The 13,038-nt window shown below is 60.1% G+C and carries 15 protein-coding genes; all 15 read left to right on the top strand.

Translation table 11 applies throughout. From position 1 onward, the window contains the following. Positions 1–44 precede the first annotated feature (44 nt). The 15 genes from EDF70_RS09320 to cysS all read left to right on the top strand — a co-directional run bounded on the left by EDF70_RS09320 (position 45) and on the right by cysS (position 13,032). Positions 45–1,055 (top strand): DUF2232 domain-containing protein, encoded by a 1,011-nt coding sequence (locus tag EDF70_RS09320; RefSeq protein ID WP_132273067.1) that lies wholly within the window; start codon positions 45–47, stop codon positions 1,053–1,055. A 20-nt stretch (positions 1,056–1,075) separates the two neighbouring features. Next, a complete protein-coding gene (rplI, locus tag EDF70_RS09315) occupies positions 1,076–1,651 on the top strand; it encodes a 50S ribosomal protein L9 (protein WP_132273066.1) in 576 nt (191 codons plus the stop codon). A 279-nt stretch (positions 1,652–1,930) separates the two neighbouring features. Then, positions 1,931–3,427 (top strand): replicative DNA helicase, encoded by a 1,497-nt coding sequence (locus EDF70_RS09310; protein WP_132273065.1) that lies wholly within the window; start codon positions 1,931–1,933, stop codon positions 3,425–3,427. Between the two features lie 24 nt (positions 3,428–3,451). Further along, positions 3,452–3,637, top strand: coding sequence for a hypothetical protein (locus EDF70_RS30695; RefSeq protein WP_348639715.1), 186 nt, complete (start codon positions 3,452–3,454; stop codon positions 3,635–3,637). After that, positions 3,634–3,777 carry a DUF6516 family protein gene (locus EDF70_RS30690; protein ID WP_348639714.1) on the top strand — a complete coding sequence of 48 codons (144 nt, stop codon included), beginning with the start codon at positions 3,634–3,636 and terminating at the stop codon, positions 3,775–3,777. The genes EDF70_RS30695 and EDF70_RS30690 overlap by 4 nt, the downstream gene beginning before the upstream one ends. Continuing rightward, positions 3,774–4,136 (top strand): transcriptional regulator, encoded by a 363-nt coding sequence (locus tag EDF70_RS09300; protein WP_132273064.1) that lies wholly within the window; start codon positions 3,774–3,776, stop codon positions 4,134–4,136. Before EDF70_RS30690 ends, EDF70_RS09300 begins: the two co-directional genes overlap by 4 nt. 107 nt (positions 4,137–4,243) lie before the next feature. Continuing rightward, positions 4,244–5,431, top strand: a complete 1,188-nt coding sequence (alr, locus tag EDF70_RS09295) for an alanine racemase (RefSeq protein ID WP_132273063.1) — start codon at positions 4,244–4,246, stop codon at positions 5,429–5,431. Positions 5,432–5,494: 63 nt separating this feature from the next. Then, entirely contained in the window at positions 5,495–5,761 is a 267-nt protein-coding gene (locus tag EDF70_RS09290; protein WP_132273062.1) for a type II toxin-antitoxin system ParD family antitoxin, read from the top strand. After that, positions 5,757–6,068, top strand: a complete 312-nt coding sequence (locus EDF70_RS09285; protein ID WP_132273061.1) for a type II toxin-antitoxin system RelE/ParE family toxin — start codon at positions 5,757–5,759, stop codon at positions 6,066–6,068. The genes EDF70_RS09290 and EDF70_RS09285 overlap by 5 nt, the downstream gene beginning before the upstream one ends. A 9-nt stretch (positions 6,069–6,077) precedes the next feature. Then, positions 6,078–7,481, top strand: a complete 1,404-nt coding sequence (radA, locus tag EDF70_RS09280; RefSeq protein ID WP_132273060.1) for a DNA repair protein RadA — start codon at positions 6,078–6,080, stop codon at positions 7,479–7,481. Between the two features lie 138 nt (positions 7,482–7,619). After that, positions 7,620–8,198, top strand: a complete 579-nt coding sequence (locus EDF70_RS09275) for a CvpA family protein (protein WP_132273059.1) — start codon at positions 7,620–7,622, stop codon at positions 8,196–8,198. 141 nt (positions 8,199–8,339) lie between these two features. Further along, entirely contained in the window at positions 8,340–9,830 is a 1,491-nt protein-coding gene (gene purF, locus EDF70_RS09270) for an amidophosphoribosyltransferase (protein ID WP_132273058.1), read from the top strand. A gap of 432 nt (positions 9,831–10,262) precedes the next feature. Continuing rightward, positions 10,263–11,003 carry an SDR family NAD(P)-dependent oxidoreductase gene (locus EDF70_RS09265; RefSeq protein WP_132273057.1) on the top strand — a complete coding sequence of 247 codons (741 nt, stop codon included), beginning with the start codon at positions 10,263–10,265 and terminating at the stop codon, positions 11,001–11,003. Positions 11,004–11,008: 5 nt separating this feature from the next. Beyond that, positions 11,009–11,422 carry a hypothetical protein gene (locus EDF70_RS09260; protein WP_132273056.1) on the top strand — a complete coding sequence of 138 codons (414 nt, stop codon included), beginning with the start codon at positions 11,009–11,011 and terminating at the stop codon, positions 11,420–11,422. Between the two features lie 224 nt (positions 11,423–11,646). Next, the gene (gene cysS / locus EDF70_RS09255) at positions 11,647–13,032 is read left to right on the top strand and encodes a cysteine--tRNA ligase (protein ID WP_132273055.1); all 1,386 of its coding nucleotides are present in this window, start codon (positions 11,647–11,649) and stop codon (positions 13,030–13,032) included. Positions 13,033–13,038 lie beyond the last annotated feature (6 nt).

The following is a 13,038-nucleotide window of genomic DNA, read 5'->3' as shown; positions in this document are numbered from 1 at the left end:
TACAAGCCCTCCCCTAACTGCTCGATACGCAGGACAGCGACACAGTGAACGCACAGACGAAAAACGTATTGCCGACCGGCATTCTCGCCGGCATCGCCGCGACCCTGCTGGTGCTGGGTGCGAATGCGCAGCCGTCGTTTGCGTTTGCCCTTTATGCATCCTCCGCACTTCCCGTCCTGATCGCCGGTCTTGGCTGGGGCAATCTTGCCGCCATCATCGCGATCGTGACCTCGGGCCTGCTCGGCTCCGTACTGGCTTCTCCTTACTTTGCGCTGGCCATCGGCATCTTCACGCTGATCCCGGCCGGCTGGCTGTCGCATCTGGCCAATCTGGCGCGCCCCGCTTCCGAACTCGGCGGCCCGGACAACCTGATGGCATGGTATCCGCTGTCGGATATCCTCATGCACCTTTGCGGCCTGGTAACGGTCGCCATGATCATCCTCGGCGTGATGATCGGCTACGGCCCGGAACTGACCAATTCGCTGGTCGATGCCATGAGCGCCGCGCTGAACGACCCGAATTCCGAATTTGCCGGCGACGCTCAGGCGCTGGCACAGATGCAGCAGAGCCTTGCCCAGACCAAGTCGATCATCGTTCTGATGCTGCCGATGGTTCAGGGCGCCGTCTGGGTGATGATGCTGTTCGCCGCCTTCTATTTCGCGGTGCGCATCGTTTCCCGTTCCGGCCGCGCGCTGCGTCCGCGTGAAGACATGCCCTCGGCACTGCGCATGAACCGCCACGCCATCTTCGCCTTCCTCGCCGGCATCCTGATGATGTTTGCCGGTGGCGTGCCGGCGATGATCGGCGCCACGATCTGCGGCGCTTTCGGCGCCGGCTTTCTGATGGCCGGTTTTGCGTCGCTGCATTTCCGCAGCCTCGGCAAGGACTGGCGCATTCCGGCGCTGACCCTTTGCTACCTCTCCTCGATGATGATGCTGCCGGCCTTTGCCGTGCTCATCCTCGGGCTTTTCGATACCCGCCGCACGATCGCACTGACACCGGTGCGGGCTGCGGATGGCAAACAGACACCTACCGATATCAACGAACAGAACTGACACCTGAAAGGATTAAGACAATGGACGTCATTCTTCTTGAACGCATCGCCAAGCTCGGCCAGATGGGCGAGACCGTAAAGGTCAAGGACGGCTTTGCCCGTAACTACCTGCTGCCGCTCGGCAAGGCGCTGCGCGCCAACGAAGGCAACAAGAAGCGCTTCGAAGCCGAACGCGCAACCCTTGAAGCCCGTAACCTCGAGCGCAAGGGCGAAGCCCAGGCCGTTGCCGACACGCTCGCCGGCAAGATCTTCCTCGTCGTCCGTTCGGCCGGCGAAACCGGTCAGCTCTACGGTTCTGTTGCTGCCCGCGACATCATCGAAGTCCTGGCTGCTGAAGGCTACAACATCGGCCGCAACCAGGTTGACCTGAACACCCCGATCAAGGCCATTGGCCTGCACAAGGTTGTTCTGCACCTCCACGCTGAAGTCGAAATCGAAATCGAACTCAACGTTGCCCGTTCGGCCGAAGAAGCCGAGCGCCAGTCCAAGGGCGAAAGCCTCACCTCGGCCGACGCCATCTACGGCGTTGACGAAGATGCCCTGCGTCCGGAAGATTTCTTCGATCCGGAAGCCGACCAGGACGGCGACGACGAGTAATCGTCTTTTCGCAGAGTTTTCTGCAGACAGCGCCCGGGCTTCACCGCCCGGGCGTTTTTTTGTGCCATTTTCGTGTAGACTCAACATTTACGGCAGCCGAGTCGCATCCGCCGCACAGTCAACCGGATTTGCCACTTTGCTGCGTTTTTTCTTGAGGCTGTGAACTGCTGTGGGAAAGCTGTTTCCTGCCGCTGAGCCGTTTCGAAACGGGCGCGCAGCTCTTAAAAGATAATCTTAAGCAGTGCTGACCACTGAACGCCAAGACGGATAAAAAGACCGATGAACGAAGTCCCGCGCAAACTCGCCAATGCCCAGCCCGCGGAGCCGCATTACCGCGAAGCTCCGAACAATATCGAGGCGGAACAGGCCCTGCTCGGCGCGATCCTCGTCAACAACGACGCCTATTACCGCGTCTCGGATTTTCTCAAACCCCCGCATCTGCACGAACCGCTGCATCGCAAGATCTTCGAGGTTGCCGGCGACATCATCCGCATGGGCAAGACCGCGACGCCGGTAACGCTGAAAAACTTCCTGCCCGCCGACCAGAAGGTCGGCGACATGACGGTGGCGCAATATCTCGCCCGTCTTGCCGCCGAAGCCGTATCGATCATCAACGCCGAAGACTATGGCCGCGCCATCTATGACCTCGCGCTGCGCCGCGCGCTGATCACCATCGGCGAGGACATGGTCAACATCGCTTATGACGCGCCGCTCGACATGCCGCCGCAGGCGCAGATCGAAGACACCGAGCGTCGTCTGTTCGAGCTTGCAGAGACAGGTCGTTACGACGGCGGTTTCCAGTCGTTCAACGACGCGGTGGCACTCGCCATCGACATGGCCGGTCAGGCCTATGAGCGTGACGGCCACCTTTCGGGCATTTCCACCGGCATCATGTCGCTCGACGGCAAGATGGGCGGCCTGCAGCGTTCCGACTTGATCGTGCTGGCCGGACGTCCGGGCATGGGTAAGACGTCGCTTGCCACCAACATCGCCTACAATATCGCTGCGTCCTATGAACCGGAAGTGCAGCCGGATGGCTCCTTCAAGGCCAAGAACGGCGGCGTCGTCGGTTTCTATTCGCTGGAAATGTCGTCCGAACAGCTGGCCACCCGTATCATTTCCGAGCAGACCGAAGTGTCGTCTTCAAAAATCCGTCGTGGTGACATTACCGAGGCCGATTTCGAAAAGCTGGTCGCCTGCTCCCAGATGATGCAGAAGGTTCCGCTGTTCATCGACCAGACCGGTGGTATCTCGATCGCCCAGCTGTCGGCCCGCGCCCGACGCCTGAAGCGTCAGCGCGGCCTTGATTGCCTGGTGGTCGACTATATCCAGCTGATGACCGGCTCCGGCAAATCCGGTGAAAACCGCGTGCAGGAAATCACCCAGATCACCACCGGCCTGAAATCGCTCGGCAAGGAACTGAACGTGCCGATCATCGCGCTGTCGCAGCTGTCGCGTGGGGTGGAAAGCCGTGAAGACAAACGTCCACAGCTCTCCGACCTTCGCGAATCCGGCTCGATCGAGCAGGACGCCGACGTCGTGCTCTTCGTGTTCCGTGAGGAATATTATGTGAAGAACATGGAACCGCGCGACATTTCCGATCCAAAATATCCAGAATGGGAAACCCTGATGGACAAGGTCAAGGGCACGGCCGACGTGATCATCGCCAAGCAGCGTCACGGACCGACCGGCACGGTAAAGCTCGCCTTCCAGTCGGAATTCACCCGCTTTACGGATCTGGCCGAGCCGAGCTTTACGCAATACGAGGAGCCGTGATCCAGCGGATCATTCAGGCCTCCTTTGACAACCCGCCTTCATGTTGGCATTCTCGCCAACATGAAGGCGGAACTGCTTTATCGATCCAAAAGCATTTTGTCCGATGGCGCCATTGTCGAAATGGTGATCTGGAAGGTTCCGCGCCCCGTTATCGGTAGCCTGCACGCTTATAAATACAGCCTCTTCTATGGATATGACGGCTTCGTGTGATCGGTTACGACAACGAGAGAGGCAAAGGCGATCACAAGCATTTCGATCAAGACGAAATGCCTTACGCCTTTTCTACGGTTCACCAGATGTTGGCGGATTTCCTTGCTGACATTCGTGCAATGAGGAAAACGGAGCGATGACGACAGCCAAAATCCGTATTCAGCGAGATGATGATGCGACGCTGACAGCAGCGGCGGACGGTTTTGCTGCCGCTTGGAAAACCGGCCAGCAACAGGATCATACCTTCAGCTTTTCATCACCGGAGCAGCTTTTCACCGTGCTGACACCGAAGCGCTGGACGTTGATCGAAACACTCCAACGGCTTGGCCCCAGCACCTACCGGGCACTTTCTTCAGAGCTGGGGCGCGATGTGAAACGCGTTCACGAAGATACCGTCACGTTGATCGAATGGGGCTTCGTTGTGGTCAACGGTGACGGTCGCATTCATGTGCCTTATGATCTCATCAATGCGGATTTCGATCTGCGCAGCGTCGCCTGATGCCATCAGATCCATCTCTGTACCATAATCCCACCAAGCGACTTTCCTCCCAGCCGCTAAGCCTATAGGGTCGCCGCACAATCGACCTATCGCATGAGTGCCTCCCCATGACCGAGATCACCGACCTCCCCGAAAATGAAGAGTTCGACAGCGAAAACGTCTATGACGCGTTCGACGTGGCGCCGGTGCGCCTTACCGTCGATCTCGGTGCGCTCGCTGATAACTGGCGTGACATGGCGCGCCGTTCCGGCAATGCCCGCACCGCAGCCGTCGTCAAGGCGGATGCTTACGGCCTCGGTCTGGAAGACTGTGGCACCGCGCTTTACGAGGCTGGTGCACGTGATTTCTTTGTGGCCGTGCCGCAGGAAGGCGCAACGCTGCGCACCTATGCGCCGGATGCCCGTATCTATGTGCTCTCAGGTATCTGGCCGGGTCAGGAAGACGTGTTTTTCGACCATGACCTGGTGCCGGTTCTGGCTTCGGAAGACCAGCTTGCCTTCTGGATGTCGGTCATTGCCGATCGCGACGATCACCCCTGCGCGCTGCAGATCGATACCGGCTTCAACCGTCTCGGCCTGCCGCTTGAAGATGCGCTGGCGCTTGTCGAAGACGTGTCGCGTCCGGCCAGCTTTTCGCCGGTGCTTGTGATGTCGCACCTGCATAGCGGCGACAATCCGTCCTCGCCGATGAGCCGCGTGCAGCTTGAGGCTTTCCAACAGGTTGCCGAGGCTTTCGAAGGCATCGAGGCAAGCCTTTCCGCCTCTGCCGGCATTTTCCTCGGTTCCGAATATCATTTTGATCTCACCCGCCCCGGCATTGCCGTCTACGGCGGTGAAGCGGTCAATGGCATGCAGCCGCTCAAGCCCGTCGCCAAGGCAGAAGCCCGCATCATCCAGATCCGCGAAGCCGCCGCCGGCTCGACCGTCAGCTACGGCGCCACGCACCAGCTGTCGCGCAACAGCCGCCTTGCCGTGGTGTCCGCCGGTTATGCCGATGGATATCTGCGCTCGCTCTCCGGCTCCGGCGTGCCGCTGCGCGCCGGCGGAACGCCCGGCGCCTTCGGTTTTGTCGGCAATACCCGCGTGCCGGTTATCGGTCGCGTCACCATGGACATGACGATCTTCGACATCACCGACGTGCCGGAAGGCGATGTCCGTGTCGGCGATTATGTCGAACTGTTCGGCCCCAACGTGCCGCTTGACGATACCGCCCGCGCCGGCGGGACGATCGGCTACGAACTGCTGACCAGCCTCGGACTGCGCCACGAGCGCCGCTATATCGACGCCAACGACTGATCTCTTTTTCACCTCTTGGAAGCCAATCGGGACCGTGCTAGAAGAGAACAAAAGGAGATCGAAATGACCGAGATCCATCTCAGTGATAAGCAGAAGGCGTTCATCGAAGAGCAGGTGAATGCTGGCAGGTTCAAGAATGCTGACGAGGTGATCGCAGCCGCGCTCGAAACCTTGAGGCAAGCGGACGAAAACCTTCGCAAGCTGATCCAGGAAGGGTTGGATGATATGGATGCCGGGCGGGTTCATCGTTACGAGGACGAGGACGAGTTCATGGCGGATATCAAGCGCCTTTCCGCCTCTCGCCAGCTGAAAACGGGGACAGGCTATTAGAACGAGGGTCGCAGTCTGGACAACAAAGGCCCGCGCCGATGTGGTCGAAGATCACGACCATATTGCGTTTTACAATCCTGTGGCCGCTACGGCTTTCGCCCGCGAAATCTTTGCTAAGATGCGATCAGCCGCCAGTCTTGGCCTGACAGGCGTAGATCGCTCTGAATATGGAGAGGGCCTTCGTAGCTTGGCATTCCGCGAGCGCATCATCTTCTTCCACATCTCGGAAACGGAACTGACGGTTGTTCGTGTACTGCACGGCCATCAAGATATTTCGTCCGCAGACTTTATGAATATCAGAGACTGACGCTTCCCCATGGTAAAACCCAAAACCCAATTCGTGTGCCAGAACTGCGGCACGGTGCATAATCGCTGGGCCGGCAAGTGCGAAGGCTGCGGCGAGTGGAATACCATCGTCGAGGAAGATCCGATGGGGGGCATCGGCTCCGGCCCCGGTAAGGTGCCGAAAAAGGGCCGCGCCGTCACGCTCACCACGCTGTCTGGCGAGACCGAGGAAGCTCCGCGCGTCCAGACCGGCATTTCCGAACTCGACCGCGCCACCGGCGGCGGTTTCGTGCGCGGCTCGGTCGTGCTGGTCGGCGGCGATCCGGGCATCGGCAAATCCACGCTTCTGATGCAGGCCGCCGCCGCCCTCTCCCGTCGCAAGCAGCGCATCATCTATGTCTCGGGCGAAGAGGCGGTGGCACAGGTGCGTTTGCGCGCCCAGCGTCTGGGTGCCGCCGATACCGACGTGCTGCTCGCTGCCGAAACCAATGTGGAAGATATTCTCGCCACGATTTCCGAGGGCAAGCGTCCAGACCTCGTCATTATCGATTCCATCCAGACGCTGTGGAGCGATACGGCCGATAGTGCGCCGGGCACCGTCACACAGGTGCGCACCGGCGTGCAGGCGATGATCCGGTTTGCCAAGCAGACCGGTGCTGCCATGGTTCTCGTCGGCCATGTCACCAAGGAAGGCCAGATCGCCGGCCCGCGCGTGGTCGAGCACATGGTCGATGCCGTTCTCTATTTCGAAGGCGACCGCGGCCACCATTACCGCGTGCTGCGAACAGTGAAGAACCGCTTTGGCCCGACCGACGAGATAGGCGTCTTCGAAATGTCGGACAAGGGACTGCGTGAAGTCACCAACCCGTCCGAACTGTTTCTGGGGGAACGCAATGCCAAATCGCCCGGCGCTGCCGTTTTTGCCGGCATGGAAGGCACGCGCCCGGTTCTCGTCGAGGTGCAGGCGCTGGTGGCGCCGACCTCGCTCGGCACGCCGCGTCGTGCCGTGGTCGGCTGGGACTCATCCCGCCTCGCCATGATCCTCGCCGTGCTCGAAGCCCATTGCGGCGTGCGGCTCGGCCAGCACGATGTCTATCTCAACGTTGCCGGCGGTTACCGCATTTCCGAACCGGCGGCCGATCTTGCCATCGCTTCGGCGCTGGTCTCCTCGCTTGCCAGCGCCCCCCTGCCCGCAGATTGCGTCTTCTTCGGCGAAATCAGCCTGTCGGGCGCCGTGCGCCCGGTATCGCAGACGGCGCAACGCCTGAAGGAGGCCGAAAAGCTCGGTTTCGCCGGCGCCATGCTGCCCGCCACCTCGGCCGAACTGCCCAAGGCCGGCAATGCCCGCTGGACCAAGATCGAGGATCTGCCTGATCTCGTCTCGCGTATTGCCGGATCTGCAAAGAAATTGGGGAAACAGAGCGATGAGGATTGATCTTCCGTAAGCGAGACGACTGATGTAAGAGGGCAGCCAAAGGACGTCAGTGTCTTTTCGGCACACGTCATGACGGGCGACCAGATCGCCTTTCGCGTTCCGGCCCCGTCGCCGGTTAAGTTCTGGAGTAGGTAGTTTATGCCCATCACGATTTTCGACGGTATCGTCATCGGCGTCACGCTGTTTTCGGCCGTGCTTGCCATGGTCCGCGGCTTTTCGCGCGAAGTGCTGTCGATTGCCAGCTGGGTCGGCTCGGTTGCCGCCGCCTATTATCTTTACCCGCTGATCCTGCCCTATGCGAAGAACTATACGGCCGATGACCGTATCGCGCTTGCCGCCTCCGTCGGCATCGTCTTTCTGATCGCGCTGATCATCATCACCTTCATCACCACCAAGATCGCCGATTTCATCATCGACAGCCGCATCGGTGCGCTGGACCGCACGCTCGGCTTTCTGTTCGGCGCGGCGCGCGGCGTGCTTCTTCTGGTTGTCGCACTCGCCTTCTGGAACTGGCTGGTCGGCTCGCAGGCACAGCCGGACTGGGTGAAGAATGCCAAGTCGAAGCCGTTCATGGATTCGCTGGTTGTGCGCCTCGTGGCAGCGCTGCCGGAGAATGTCGAGGCCAAGGCCCGTGCCCGCCTGAGCGGTGAGCCTGAACAGGGTGAGACCGGTCAGGAACAGGCGCCGTCCGACGAAGCGCCGTCAACAAATAATTGACGATATGTTGCGCTTGATACGCAGCAAACCGTCACCATTTGTGCTATCAAGCACCTGAACAGAGCAAGGCCGGACAGCGGGAAAGAGATTTGACCGCCCGGCCTATTCGTTTTTCCTATACGAAAGTAAAGGCCAGCAGAGATGAGTCAGCCGGTTCCGCAAGGCATTATCGATGATTTGGATGGCGACACGCTGCATGAAGAATGCGGCGTGTTCGGCATTCTGGGGCACCCGGACGCGGCGACGCTGACGGCACTCGGCCTGCACGCGCTGCAGCACCGTGGCCAGGAAGCAGCCGGTATCGTCACGTTCGACGGCCTGCGTTTCCATTCGGAACGCCGCATGGGCCTCGTGGGCGACCATTATACGGACCCGGCAACGCTGGCAAAACTGCCCGGCGACATCTCGATCGGCCACGTGCGTTACTCCACCACCGGCGAAGTGGCGCTGCGCAACGTGCAGCCGCTGTTTGCAGAACTGGAAGTCGGCGGCATCGCCATTGCCCATAACGGCAATTTCACCAACGGCCTGACGCTGCGTCGCCAGCTGATCGCCGGTGGCGCCATCTGTCAGTCGACCTCGGATACCGAAGTCGTCCTGCACCTCATCGCCCGTTCGCGTTACTCCTCCACTGCCGACCGCTTCATCGATGCGGTTCGCCAGATGGAAGGTGGCTATTCGATGCTGGCCATGACCCGCACCAAGCTGATCGCCGCCCGCGACCCCACCGGCATTCGTCCACTGGTGATGGGCGAACTCGATGGCAAGCCGGTGTTCTGCTCGGAAACCTGCGCGCTCGATATCATCGGTGCAAAATACGTGCGTGACGTCGAAAACGGCGAAGTCATCATCTGCGAAACGCAGCCGGATGGAACGGTGTCCATCGACGCCCGCAAGGCCGGCAATGGCCAGCCGGAACGCCTCTGCTTGTTCGAATACGTCTATTTCGCCCGTCCCGACTCGGTCGTCGGTGGTCGTTCGGTTTATGTTGCCCGCAAGAACATGGGCATCAATCTTGCCAAGGAAGCCCCGGTCGAAGCCGACGTTGTCGTGCCGGTACCGGATGGCGGCACGCCGGCAGCGCTGGGTTATGCGCAGGAAAGCGGTATTCCGTTCGAATACGGCATCATCCGTAACCACTATGTCGGCCGCACCTTTATCGAGCCGACGCAGCAGATCCGTGCGCTCGGCGTCAAACTGAAGCATTCCGCCAACCGCGCGATGATCGCCGGCAAGCGCGTCGTGCTGGTTGACGACTCGGTCGTGCGCGGCACCACCTCGCTGAAGATCGTACAGATGATCCGCGATGCCGGCGCCAAGGAAGTGCATCTGCGCGTCGCCAGCCCGATGATCTATTACCCGGACTTCTACGGCATCGACACGCCGGATCGCGATAAGCTTCTCGCCAACCAGTATGAAGACCTGGAAGCGATGTGCAAATATATCGGCTGCGATAGCCTGCAGTTCCTGTCGATCAACGGCCTGTACCGCGCCGTTGGCGGCGAGGACCGCAACGATGCGCGTCCGCAGTTCACCGATCATTATTTCACCGGCGACTACCCGACCCGCCTTCTCGACAAGGATGGCGAGGCTGTCGGCCGCAAGGTCTCGCTGCTGGCCAGCAACGGCTGAGCCTGAGAAAACAGTTTGAGAGGGGGCGTCCGTCGCAAGGTGGGCGCCCCTTTCATTTCTGCACGCGGTGGATAACTCCTGAGGACAATCCGCCGCACCCGTATCGGCGGCGATGTTGATTGGCATCAAAAGCCGGCACCGCAATGTTGGGCATGCTCTCCCCTGCAACGGAGACCATGTGCCGTGTCACTCTTTATGCCAGTTTTCAGCCGCCCAGCCGGCAACAGTGTTCATGCGCGCGCCTGCGTACCCTCGCGTCGTCATGGCGATGGCCGGGTGACGGAGCCGCGTTATCCGGGCTGCGCGCAGGGTCTTGCGCATACAGGGCGGCTGTGACAATCACGATATCCGAGAGGTCGCGCGGCATGCCCGCGAAACAATGCCTCTGGGATAGCGAGCCTGAAAAAGGCCGCAGCATTAGGGGGCCAAGATATGACGATCGACCTGAAGGACAGGATTGCGCTGGTGACCGGCGCTTCGCGCGGCATCGGTTATTTCACCGCACTGGAACTGGCCAAGGCCGGCGCACATGTGATCGCCTGCGCCCGCACGGTCGGCGGACTGGAAGAACTCGATGACGCCATCAAGGCGGTCGGCGGCTCGGCCACGCTGGTCCCCTTCGACATCACCGACATGGCGGCGATCGACAAGCTCGGCGCCTCTATTTTCGAACGTTGGGGCAAGCTCGACATTCTGGTCGCCAATGCCGGCATTCTCGGTGTGATTTCGCCGATCGCCCATGTCGAGGCCAAGGTTTTCGAACGTGTGATGAACACCAACGTCACCTCGATGTGGCGGCTGATCCGCTCGCTGGAACCGCTGCTGGTCAAATCCGATGCTGGCCGCGCGCTGCTCCTCTCCTCCGGTGTCGCCACCAATCCGCGCGCCTTCTGGGGCGCCTATGCAATGTCGAAAGCCGCCGTCGAAACCATGGGCCGTATCTGGGCCGAGGAAATGGCGCATACCAACCTGAAGATCAATCTCGTCAACCCCGGCGCCACCCGCACAGCAATGCGCGCGCAGGCCGTGCCCGGCGAAGACCCGGAAACACTGCCGCATCCCTCCGAGATCGCGGAGAAGATACTGCCGCTGACCTCGCCGGAATTGATGGAGAGCGGAAAGCTGTTCGTGGTGCGGGAAAACCGGTTCGTGGAGTATCGGTTGCCGGAATGAAGGCAGTGGCCGAAAAACTCGTCTGGACGGATGCGGATTTTGCGGACATGGGGTGGCACGACGCGCAACTCTACTCGATAAGCTTTCCTGACGATAATCATCAAATCCGGCTGGATATCGACTATATTTTCAACTGGCATTGGCAAAATAATCACTGCCTGGGTTGGGACGTCGCACCTTGCGATATCATTTTCCAAAGTGTCAGCGATTTGCGCATCGATATCGACATGCGCAACAATTTTCCACTTTGCATCAACGATATACGTCGCAGCAACAAGCGTGCGACAGGAACTTTCACCAGTTGGGACTATGCGGTCGAACTCGATCTTGGCGTCATAAAATTCGTGGCAACCGGTTACACCCAAACACTCAGACAGCAGCCTATATTTTCAAATAGCCAAAGTCTGACGCACCGGTAGGCCCTCGAAAAGGCCTTGACGATACACGTACCTCCCCTTGACCAAACCCCGCCCCCGCGCCATAACCGACGCCATGAAAACGACGATTTCCATTTGTGGGAACATTATCCGCTAGCGTTCGCGCTGGTCCGGCCGTTTTCGTCTCTCGAAAAGCCTTGAAGACAAACGCTCCGGTCCGGTACCGGCCGCGGCATGCGCTTTGAGCACCTTGGGAGAATTTTTCGATGAGCGCCACGCTCAAGCTATACAATACCTTGATCCGCGAGAAATCGGCCTTCCAGCCGATCGATGCCGACAACGTGCGCGTTTATGTCTGCGGCCCGACGGTTTATGATTTCGCCCATATCGGCAATGCCCGCCCGGTCATCGTCTTCGATGTTCTGTTCCGGCTGCTGCGGCATGTCTATGGCGACACCCATGTCACCTATGCCCGCAACATCACCGACGTCGACGACAAGATCAACGCACGTGCCCTGCGCGACTTTCCGCACTTGGCCCTCAACGACGCCATCCATGCGGTGACCGAAAAGACGGCTAAGCAGTTCCACGAGGATGTTGCCGCTCTCGGCTGCCTTGAGCCGACTGTCGAGCCGCGCGCCACCGACAATATCGAGCAGATGATCGCCATCATCGAAAAGCTGATCGGCAATGGTCACGCCTATGTGGCCGAGGGCGAAGTGCTGTTCGATACCAAATCGATGAGCGATTACGGCCAGCTTTCCAAACGCCCGCTCGACGAGCAGCAGGCCGGCATCCGCATCACCGTCGATGCCCACAAGAAAAACCCCGGCGATTTCGTGCTTTGGAAGCTTTCCTCCGACAACGAACCCGGCTGGGAAAGCCCGTGGGGTCGCGGCCGTCCGGGCTGGCATATCGAATGCTCGGCCATGAGCAGCCGCTATCTCGGCGAGGTATTCGACATCCATGGCGGCGGGCTGGACCTGATCTTCCCGCACCACGAAAACGAGATCGCCCAGTCACGCTGCGCGCATGGCACCGAGGTCATGGCGAACGTCTGGATGCATAACGGCTTCGTTCAGGTCGAAGGCCGCAAGATGTCGAAATCAGACGGCAACTTTGTCACCATCCACCAGTTGCTGTCCACCGACGATTTTGGCGGCAAGCAGTGGCCGGGCGACGTGCTGCGGCTGGCCATGCTGATGACCCATTACCGCGAGCCGATCGATTTTTCGATCAAGCGGCTGGAGGAAGCCGAGCGCCTGATCGCCAAATGGCCGGCGGCCGATGTTTCCAATGCAGACCCCTGCCCGGTCGTCATCGATGCGCTGTCCGACGACCTCAATACGGTGGCCGCCGTGCAGCGCCTGCATGCGCTGGCGCAGGAAGCCAATGTGGATGCGACGCTTCTGCCGATGTTCGCGGCGAGTGCAGCACTTCTCGGCGTACTGCCGAAAAAGACAGAGGTGGACGAGGCGCTTGCCGGTGCCGTTGATGCGGTTGTCGCCATGCGGCTGGAAATGCTGAAGGCGAAGAACTTTGCCGAGGCTGACCGGATCCGCGACGAGTTGTCGGCCAAGGGCATCCAGCTGAAGGACGGCAAGGATGCGGCAACCGGAGAACGGGTGACGACCTGGGAGGTCAAGCGGTAGGCTTGC

The organism is Neorhizobium sp. JUb45 (assembly GCF_004343585.1).
Lineage (GTDB): Bacteria > Pseudomonadota > Alphaproteobacteria > Rhizobiales > Rhizobiaceae > Neorhizobium.
This window is presented reverse-complemented; position numbering and strand designations above follow the sequence as displayed.